The organism is uncultured Enterovirga sp. (assembly GCF_964242715.1).
Lineage (GTDB): Bacteria > Pseudomonadota > Alphaproteobacteria > Rhizobiales > Beijerinckiaceae > Enterovirga.
This window is the reverse complement of the sequence record NZ_CAXTAZ010000088.1, coordinates 1-9,580: the sequence shown is the minus strand read 5'-3', so window position 1 is coordinate 9,580 and position 9,580 is coordinate 1. Positions and strand designations below refer to the sequence as shown.

The following is a 9,580-nucleotide window of genomic DNA, read 5'->3' as shown; positions in this document are numbered from 1 at the left end:
CGAGCTGCAGCCGGAGCTCGTGCTCGGCACCCAGATGGAGCGCCACGTCGCGAAAAGGCTCGGCATCGCCTGCGCGGTGATCTCGGCCCCGGTCCACGTCCAGGACTTCCCGGCCCGCTACTCGCCCCAGATGGGGTTCGAGGGCGCGAACGTGATCTTCGACACCTGGGTCCACCCCCTGATGATGGGCCTCGAGGAGCACCTGATCGGGATGTTCCGCGAGGATTCCGAGTTCCGCGACGACGCCTCCTCGCATCTCGGGCACGGCGTAAGCACCGCTCCCGATCCCTCCCCTGCAGGGGGCGGACTCGCGCGTCAGCGCGAGCCGGGTGGGGACGCCCGGCTGGGTTCACCCCACCCCGGTTCGGCTTCGCCGACTCGGCCCTCCCCTGCAGGGGAGGGATCAGGCGCCCGCCCTTCCCCGATCGTCATCCCGGCCACCCTCGGCTGGGCGCCGGAGGCCGAGCGCGAGCTCGGCAAGATCCCGTTCTTCGTCCGCGGCAAGGCCCGCCGCAACACCGAGAGCTTCGCCAAGACCCACGGCCTCGCCCTCATCACTCTCGAGACGCTCTACGATGCCAAAGCGCATTTCGGACGCTGAGACGAGCACGGTCCGGGCGGTGCCCGCGATTCGGGCGACACCCGTTCGGGTCGTGGTCGTCACGATGGACAGCCATCTCGCGGGCGCGGCGGCTCGCGCCGAGGCGGCGCTCCGGACCGAGATGCCCGGCCTGACGCTCGCGGTCCACGCGGCCGATGAATGGGGCCTCGACCCAAACGCGCTCGACCGGTGCCGGACCGATATCGCCCGGGGCGACATCGTGATCGCCTCGATGCTGTTCCTGGACGATCACATCCGGGCGGTGCTCCCGGCCCTCCAGGCTCGCCGCGACGGCTGCGACGCGATGGTTGCCTGCATGTCGGCCCCGGAGGTCGTCCGGCTGACCCGGATGGGCAAGCTTTCCATGGCTGGCGAGGCGACGGGCGCCATGGCCTGGCTCAAGCGCCTGCGCGGCAGCAGCAAGCCGGACAGCAAGGCGAGCGGCCAGAAGCAGATGAAGATGCTGCGGCGCATGCCGAAGCTGCTCCGCTTCATCCCGGGCACGGCGCAGGATCTGCGGGCCTATTTCCTTTCGCTGCAATATTGGCTCGCCGGGTCGGACGAGAACCTCGCCAATCTCGTCCGCATGCTGGTCGGCCGCTACAGTCAGGGGGAACGCGAGAGCCTGAAAAGCCGGCTCGCCCCTTCGCCGCCCGTGCATTATCCCGAGGTCGGGCTCTATCACCCGCGGGCCAAGAGCCGAATCGTCGAGGAACTCGGGCAGCTTCCCGCTCTCGCCAGGAGCGAGGCCGGCACGGTCGGCGTGCTCGTGATGCGATCCTATGTGCTCGGCGGCAACAGCGCCCATTACGATGGCGTGCTGGCCGCCTTCGAGGCGAGGGGGCTGCGGGTCGTCCCGGCCTTCTCCAGCGGGCTGGACCAGCGCCCGGCCATCGAGCGCTACTTCACGGCGAACGGCGTGACGACGATCGATGCGCTCGTCTCGCTTACGGGCTTCAGCCTCGTTGGAGGCCCTGCCTACAACGATGCCCGCGGGGCCGAAGAGGTTTTGGCCGGGCTGGACGTCCCCTACGTCGCGGCTCACCCGGTCGAGTTCCAGACTCTGGAGCAATGGGCGGCGGATGCGCGTGGCCTGTCTCCGGTCGAAGCCACGATGATGGTCGCGATCCCCGAACTCGATGGCGCCACGGGCCCGATCACCTTCGGAGGCCGCTCGAGCGGTGGCACGTGTTCGGGCTGCCCCCGCGCCTGCACCTTCCCGGCGGCCGAGCGCGCGCGCGACATGCATGTCTGCCTCGAACGGGCCGAGACGCTGGCAGACCGGGTCGCGAAGCTCGTCGCCCTCCGCCGCCGCGAGCGCCGCGAGCGGAAGGTCGGGATCGTGCTGTTCAACTTCCCGCCCAATGCCGGCGCGACCGGAACAGCCGCCTATCTCTCCGTCTTCCGTTCGCTGCACAACACGCTCGGCGCCCTCCGTGACGCCGGCTATGCGGTCGACGTCCCGGCAGACGCGGCGGACCTGCAGGCCGCGATCCTCGGCGGCAACGCCGCGCGCTTCGGCACGGACGCGAATGTCGGCGCACGGGTGCCGGTGGATCAGCATGTGCGGCGCGAGCGCTACCTGCCCGAGATCGAACGGCAATGGGGGCCGGCGCCCGGCCGCCACAACACCGACGGCGCCTCGCTCTTCGTGCTGGGGCAGCATTTCGGCAACGTCTTCGTCGGCGTGCAGCCGGCCTTCGGCTACGAGGGCGATCCGATGCGCCTCCTTTTCGAAGGGAGTTTCGCGCCGACCCACGCCTTCTCGGCCTTCTATCGCTGGCTGCGGGACGATTTCCAGGCGGACGCGATCCTGCATTTCGGCACGCATGGCGCACTCGAGTTCATGCCGGGCAAACAGGCCGGGCTGTCGGCCAGGTGCTGGCCTGACCGGCTCATCGGCGACCTGCCGAACATCTACCTCTACGCCTCGAACAACCCGTCCGAGGGGGCGCTAGCCAAGCGGCGGTCCGGGGCGACGTTGATCAGCTATCTGACGCCTCCGGTCGCGGCCGCCGGCCTCTACCGCGGGCTGCTCGACCTCAAGGGCTCGCTCGACCGCTGGCGCGGGCTCGACCCCGAGACCTGCACGGACAACCGTGCCGCTCTCGCCGACCTCATCCAGGCGCAGGCCTCGGCTGTCGATCTCGCATCCGCCGAGCCCGCCTGGATCCGGGGCGAGGCGGAAGCGCGGGTGCGCGGCCTCTCCCGCGCGCTCCTGGAGCTCGAATACACGCTGATCCCGCACGGTCTGCATGTCGTCGGCGAGACGCTCGATCCGGCCGCCAGGGCCGAGACCCTGGAGGCCGCAGGCGTGACGGAGCCCGGCGAGCGCGCGAGGCTCGACGCCCTGCTCGCACGGGACCATGAATTGCCGGCTCTCATCCACGCGCTCGACGGCGGCTACACGCGGCCGGCGCCGGGGGGCGATCTCCTGCGGACCACAGACGTCCTGCCGACGGGCCGCAACCTGCACGGATTCGACCCCTTCCGGATCCCGTCGGCCTTCGCGGTCCAGGACGGGGCGGCGCAGGCCGATAGGCTCCTCGCCCGCCACGCGGCGGACGGGGCCGGCCTGCCCGAGACCGTCGCGATGGTGTTATGGGGCACGGACAACCTGAAAAGCGAGGGCGGGCCGATCGGTCAGGCCCTGTGGCTTCTGGGAGCGGAGCCTCGCCACGACAGCTACGGCCGGCTCGCGGGCGCGCAGCTCGTCCCTCTCGACAGGCTCGGCCGGGCCCGGATCGACGTGATCGTCACCTTGTCCGGCATCTTCCGCGACCTTCTGCCGATGCAGACGCGCCTTCTGGCGGAAGCCGCGCATCTCGCCGCCGGAGCCGACGAGCCTGCGGAGATGAACTTCGTCCGCAAGCACGCGCTAGCCTATCAGGCCGAGCATGGCGGCACGCTCGAGGACGCCTCCTTGCGGGTGTTCGGCAATGCCGACGGCGCCTACGGCTCGAACGTCAACCAGATGGTCGATTCGGGGGTCTGGAGCGACGAGAACGAGCTCGCCCAAGCCTATCTCAGCCGGAAAGGCTTCGCCTATGGGGTCGACGGGCGGCCCGCACGTCACGACGCCCTCCTCTCCCACGTGCTGGCCCGGGTCGACGTGACCTATCAGAATCTCGACTCGGTCGAGCTCGGCGTCACGACCGTCGACCATTATTTCGACACGCTGGGCGGCATCTCGCGGGCCGTGAAGCAGGCGCGTGGCGGCCAGGATGCCGCGATCTATATCGGCGACCAGACCCGCGGGGGCGGCACCGTCCGGACGCTCTCCGAGCAGGTCTCTCTCGAGACCCGGACCCGGGCCCTGAACCCGAAATGGTACGAGGCCCTCCTCGCGCACGGCTACGAGGGCGTGCGCCAGATCGAGGCGCAGGTCACGAACACGATGGGATGGTCGGCCACCACCGGCCAGGTCCAGCCCTGGGTCTACCAGAAGCTGACCGAGACCTTCGTCCTCGATGCCACCATGCAGGAGCGGCTCGCGACGCTGAATCCGAAGGCCTCGGCCCGGGTCGCGAACCGCCTGATCGAGGCGCACGAGCGCCGCTACTGGTCGCCCGACGAGGCGACCCTCTCGAAACTCCGGCGCGCGAGCGAAGACCTCGAAGATCGGCTTGAAGGCGTAGGCATGGGAATGGCGGCATGAGCGCGACGATCGAACTGCCGGTCCGCAAGCGCGTCGAGCGCCGGCTGGACGGAGACGGCTCCGTCCAGGTCGCCCTCGACCCGAACCTGAAGATCGGCACCGCCAAGGTCTTCTCGGTCTATGGCAAGGGCGGGATCGGCAAGTCGACCACCTCGTCGAACCTCTCGGTCGCCTTCTCGAAAATCGGCAAGCGCGTGCTGCAGATCGGCTGCGACCCGAAGCACGATTCCACCTTCACGCTGACGAAGTCGCTGATCCCGACCGTGATCGACATCCTCGAAGGGGTGGATTTCCACTCCGAGGAGCTGCGCCCCGAGGATTTCGTCTTCGAGGGCTATAACGGGGTGATGTGCGTCGAAGCGGGCGGGCCGCCGGCCGGCACCGGCTGCGGCGGCTACGTGGTCGGCCAGACCGTGAAGCTCCTGAAGGAGCATCACCTCCTCGAGGAGACGGACGTCGTCATCTTCGATGTCCTCGGCGACGTCGTCTGCGGCGGCTTCGCGGCGCCGCTCCAGCATGCGGACCGGGCCCTGATCGTCGCCGCGAACGACTTCGACTCGATCTTCGCCATGAACCGCATCGTCCAGGCGATCGGCGCCAAAGCCAAGAATTATGGGGTCCGGCTCGGCGGCGTGATCGTCAACCGGTCCGCGGGCAGCGACCAGATCGACAAGTTCAACGCCGCCACGGGCTCGAAGACGCTCGCCCACTTCCCCGATCTCGACGCGATCCGCCGGAGCCGGCTGAAGAAGTCGACGCTATTCGAGATGGAGCAGACGCCCGAGATCCTGGCCGTGCAGAAGGAATATCTGCGCCTGGCCGAGAATCTTTGGAACGGCGTCGAGGCGGTGCCGGCGGTGCCGCTGAAGGATCGCGACATCTTCGACCTCCTGGGATTCGACTGATGCCGGCCGCGACTTACCAGAAGCGTCGGGGCGAAATCGAAACCTATTTCGACCGCACGGCCGCCGAGGCGTGGAAGCGCCTGACATCCGACGCGCCGGTCGGCCGCATCCGGGCGACCGTCCGGGCCGGCCGAGACACCATGCGGGCGACCCTCCTGTCCTGGCTGCCGGACGACCTGACGGGGATCCGGCTTCTCGACGCCGGCTGCGGCACCGGTGCCTTCGCGGTCGAAGCCGCGCGCCGTGGCGCCGACGTCGTGGCGATCGATGTCGCCCGGAACCTGGTCGACCTCGCCCGCGAGCGGGCGCCCCGGGATCTCGGACGCGGCCGGGTCTCGTTCCGGGTCGGCGACATGCTTGATCCGGCGCTCGGCCGCTTCGACCACGTGGTCGGCATGGATTCGCTGATCCACTATACGGCCGACGACTACCTCCGGGTGCTGGAGAGCCTGGCGCCCCGGACGGGGCGGTCGATCCTCTTCACCTTCGCACCCAGGACGGCGCCGCTCGCCGTGATGCACGCCGTCGGGCGCCTGTTCCCGCGTGGCGATCGCTCGCCGTCGCTGCAGCCTCTCGCCGAGTCGGAACTCCGCAGACGCTTGGCGGCCTCGCGTCTGCTGGCGGGATGGAGCCCGGCCCGCACGCATCGGGTGAAAAGCGGCTTCTACACGTCGCAGGCGCTGGAGCTCCTGCGATGAACCGAGCGCTAACCGCGAAGGCGGCCCGGGCCTGGATGCAGCTCGGCCCGCGTTTTTTGCCCTTCGCGGACGCGGCCAGCCCCGAGCTGCCGCTCGGCCGCTTGCTCCGTCTCTCACTCTTCCAGGTCTCCGTCGGGATGGCGGTGGTGCTCCTGAACGGCACCCTGAACCGCGTCATGATCGTCGAACTCGGGGTTCCGACGACGCTCGTGGCCGCGATGGTCTCGCTGCCGCTCCTCTTCGCCCCGTTCCGCGCGCTGGTCGGCTACCGCTCCGACCACCATCGCTCCGTCCTCGGCTGGCGGCGCGTGCCCTACATCTGGTTCGGTTCGCTGATCCAGTTCGGCGGCCTTGCGATCATGCCCTTCGCGCTGATCCTCCTGTCCGGCGATTCCAACGCGCCGCCGATCGTCGGCCAGCTCGCGGCCGCCCTCGCCTTCCTGCTCGTCGGCATCGGACTGCATACTACCCAGACCGCGGGCCTCGCGCTCGCAACCGATCTAGCCCCGGCCGCCTCCCGGCCTCGCGTCGTCGCCTTCCTCTATGTGATGCTGCTCGCCGGCATGGTGGGTAGCTCGGTCATCTTCGGCTTCGTCCTGTCGGACTTCAGCCAGATCCAGCTGATCCGGGTCATCCAGGGCGCCGCGATGGTGACCATGGGGCTGAACATCCTGGCGCTCTGGAAGCAGGAGCCCCGGAATCCGTCCCGCACGGTCGCAGACCCTGACAGGCCGAGCTTCTGGGATTCGTGGCAGGCTCTCCGAAAGGAAGGCCGCTGGGGCCGGGTCCTCGTTGCGGTCGGGCTCGGAACGGCGGGGTTCAGCATGCAGGACATCCTGCTCGAGCCCTATGGTGGCGAAATCCTCAAGCTGTCCGTCGGCGAGACGACCGCGCTCACGGCCCTGATCGCGACCGGAACGATCGCGGGCTTCGCGCTGGCGGCGCAGCGACTGGCGGATGGAGCCGACCCCTACAGGATCGCCGCGCTCGGCGTCCTCGCCGGCCTTTTCGCCTTCTCGGCCGTGATCTTCTCCGCCCCGCTCGACTCGCCGACCCTGTTCCGGATCGGGGCCGCGCTGATCGGGTTCGGCGGCGGCCTCTTCGCGGTCGGCACCCTGACGGCCGCGATGGCGCTCGGCCGCGAGGGTGAGGGTGGGCTCGCGCTTGGCGCCTGGGGCGCCGTCCAGGCGAGCGCGGCCGGGCTCGCCATCGCCTTCGGGGGCGCGCTCCGAGACGTGATGTCCGGACTGGCGACGAGCGGGGCGCTCGGACCGGCGCTCACCGACCCGTCGACCGGTTACGGCATCGTCTACCACGTCGAACTCGTCATCATGTTCCTGACCCTCGTGGCCCTCGGACCGCTGGTTCGCCCCGTCGGGGCGCCCCTCCACCGGGAGCCGACCAAGTTCGGCCTGTCCGAGATGCCAGGCTGACAGTTTCATAGAAAGGCGACATCCATGGGTGAGATCACCAGTTACATCGATGTGGCGCAGCTGACTTTGTATGCCTTCTACATCTTCTTCGCCGGGCTCGTTCTTTACCTGCGCCGGGAGGACAAGCGCGAGGGCTATCCGCTGCTCTCGGACCGGTCCGGCCGGGTTCGCGTCCAGGGCTTCCCGGCCATCCCGAGCCCGAAGAGCTTCTGGATGCCGGAAGGGCATATGTCCTACGCGCCCGAGACCACGACCGACATTCCGCGCGGCGGCTACCGGCCGGCCGCGCCCTGGCCAGGTGCCCCGATGACGCCGACCGGCAATCCGCTCCTCGACGGCGTCGGCCCCGCCGCCTGGGCGAACCGCGTGGACGAGCCGGAGCTGACCTGGGAGGGCGAGCCCGCGATCGTACCCCTGTCGATCGTGGACGGGACCTTCGTCGAGCCGCGTGACGTGAACCCGATCGGTATGCGGGTCTACGGGATGGATGGCCGCGAGGCAGGGATCGTCCGGGAGATCTGGACCGACCGGTCCGAGCCGCAGATCCGCTATCTCGAGGTGACGGTCGACACGCCGGCCGGCACGCCCCGGAACGTCTTGCTGCCGATGGGCTTCGCCGTGATCGACAAGCGGCGCGGCTGGGTGACCACCAATACGATCCTGGCGAGCCAGTTCGCGGACGTGCCGGAACTCAAGAGCGACCGGCAGATCACCAAGCTCGAGGAAGACAAGGTCACGGCCTATTTCGCCGGCGGCCTTCTCTATGCGACCCCCGGACGCCTGGAGCCCGTGATATGAGCCCCGCACCCGACGACCAGCTCCCGCGCGGCCTTCCGGGCCCGCTTCCCGAAGGGGAATCCATCCTCTGGCAGGGCGCCCCGCAGGCGCGGGCGCTTGCCCGAAGGGCGCTGCACGAGCGCCTCGTCCTGCTCTACTTCCTGGGGGCCGCCTGTTTCGTGGCCGGGATCAGCTGGAGCCGTGGACGCTCCGTCACGGAGGTCGCGGTCGCGCTCGGACTGACGGCGCTGGCCTGTCTCGCCGTGGTCGCGATCATTCGCATCTACGCGGCGCTCGTCGCCCGCACGACCGTCTACACGCTGACGACCCGCCGCATCGTCATGCGGATCGGTGTCGCGTGGCCGATCACCGTGAACCTGCCGCATGCCGAGATCGCGGGCGCGGCCTTCCGGGCCGATCCCGATGGCACCGGCGACATCCCGGTCGCGCTCGGCGGAGAAGGTCGGCTCGCCTATTTCCACCTTTGGCCGCATGCCCGTCCCTGGCGGGTCGGGCGCCCGGAACCGATGCTGCGCGCATTGCCCGAGGTGGGCCAGGTCGCTGCGCTCCTGGCCCGTTCGCTCGGCTCGGGCCCGCTCGGCCGCGCGGCAGCAGCCCGGGCGGATTCAGCTTCGGCGCCCGACCTCGCGCGCCATCCGGCCGCGGCCGCCTGAGGAGCTCAGCATGGCGACCACCTTTCAGCCCGATTCCTTCCCGAAAGGGCCGCTGATCGGAGCCGCGGGCGTGGTGGCGATCGCGCTCGTCGCCGCGATGACGCCCCGCCTCACCGGTGTCGGGAAGGTGACGGTCGCGCCGGGGATCCCGGTGGCCCAGCACGAACTCCGCTTCGAGGACGGGCCGGACGGCTCGGCCGTCGTCCGGGATGCGGGCGACGGCCGGATCGTCGTCGTGCTGGCCCCGCAGACGAACCATTTCGTGCGCGGCACGGTCAGAGGCCTCGTCCGCGAGCGGAAGCGCGAGGGCATCGGGGCCGAGCCGCCCTTCCGCCTGAGCCGCCTCGCGGACGGCCGCCTGACGCTGGAGGATTCGGCCACCCGGCGACGAATCAACCTGGATGCATTCGGGCGCTCGAATGTCGGCGCCTTTTCGGCCATCATGGAGGCGGCCGACAAGTCGAAGTGAGGTTCACGGTGTTTGGTGCGAGGCGGAGGATCGAGGTGCCCTGTACGGTCGAGATCGAGCAGACGGCGGAAAGCCTCCACGCGCATGTGGACCTCGACGGCATCGCGGCCGAGCCGGGCGACGAGGTCATCGTTCACGGTGCGCCGAGCCGCATCCCGTTCGGCGAGAAGATGACCATCCGGTGCCGGGCGACCGTCGTCAGGGCCGGGCCTCTGCAGCGGATCAAGGCACGGTTCGAGGGCTATCTCGAACTGACCGAATTGTTCGAAGTCAGCTTTTCGCCCGGGAGGAAGTCATGATGGCATCGGCGGAGGGCGGCATCGCCCCGAATGCCTCGACCCGCGAGGCGACCGACGACACGATCC

Annotated in this window: 9 protein-coding genes; all 9 read left to right on the top strand. The window is 69.6% G+C overall.

The window, feature by feature from the left end:
* A partial coding sequence (locus ACFE87_RS24135; RefSeq protein WP_375462208.1) for a nitrogenase component 1 occupies positions 1–601 on the top strand: 601 nt, incomplete at its 5' end.
* Positions 576–4,259, top strand: coding sequence for a magnesium chelatase subunit H (locus ACFE87_RS24130; RefSeq protein WP_375462207.1), 3,684 nt, complete (start codon positions 576–578; stop codon positions 4,257–4,259). The genes ACFE87_RS24135 and ACFE87_RS24130, both read left to right, overlap by 26 nt.
* The gene (bchL, locus tag ACFE87_RS24125; RefSeq protein WP_375462206.1) at positions 4,256–5,164 is read left to right on the top strand and encodes a ferredoxin:protochlorophyllide reductase (ATP-dependent) iron-sulfur ATP-binding protein; all 909 of its coding nucleotides are present in this window, start codon (positions 4,256–4,258) and stop codon (positions 5,162–5,164) included. Before ACFE87_RS24130 ends, bchL begins: the two co-directional genes overlap by 4 nt.
* Entirely contained in the window at positions 5,164–5,862 is a 699-nt protein-coding gene (gene bchM, locus ACFE87_RS24120) for a magnesium protoporphyrin IX methyltransferase (RefSeq protein ID WP_375462205.1), read from the top strand. Before bchL ends, bchM begins: the two co-directional genes overlap by 1 nt.
* Positions 5,859–7,295: a BCD family MFS transporter gene (locus ACFE87_RS24115; protein ID WP_375462204.1), complete on the top strand. Its 1,437-nt coding sequence runs from the start codon at positions 5,859–5,861 to the stop codon at positions 7,293–7,295. Before bchM ends, ACFE87_RS24115 begins: the two co-directional genes overlap by 4 nt.
* A 24-nt stretch (positions 7,296–7,319) precedes the next feature.
* Positions 7,320–8,093, top strand: a complete 774-nt coding sequence (gene puhA / locus ACFE87_RS24110; RefSeq protein ID WP_375462203.1) for a photosynthetic reaction center subunit H — start codon at positions 7,320–7,322, stop codon at positions 8,091–8,093.
* Positions 8,090–8,746, top strand: a complete 657-nt coding sequence (gene puhB, locus ACFE87_RS24105; RefSeq protein ID WP_375462202.1) for a photosynthetic complex putative assembly protein PuhB — start codon at positions 8,090–8,092, stop codon at positions 8,744–8,746. Before puhA ends, puhB begins: the two co-directional genes overlap by 4 nt.
* 10 nt (positions 8,747–8,756) lie before the next feature.
* On the top strand, positions 8,757–9,215 hold the full coding sequence (puhC, locus tag ACFE87_RS24100) for a photosynthetic complex assembly protein PuhC (RefSeq protein WP_375462201.1): 459 nt from the start codon (positions 8,757–8,759) through the stop codon (positions 9,213–9,215).
* An 8-nt stretch (positions 9,216–9,223) separates the two neighbouring features.
* Positions 9,224–9,514, top strand: coding sequence for a hypothetical protein (locus tag ACFE87_RS24095; protein WP_375462200.1), 291 nt, complete (start codon positions 9,224–9,226; stop codon positions 9,512–9,514).
* The last annotated feature ends 66 nt before the right edge of the window (positions 9,515–9,580 follow it).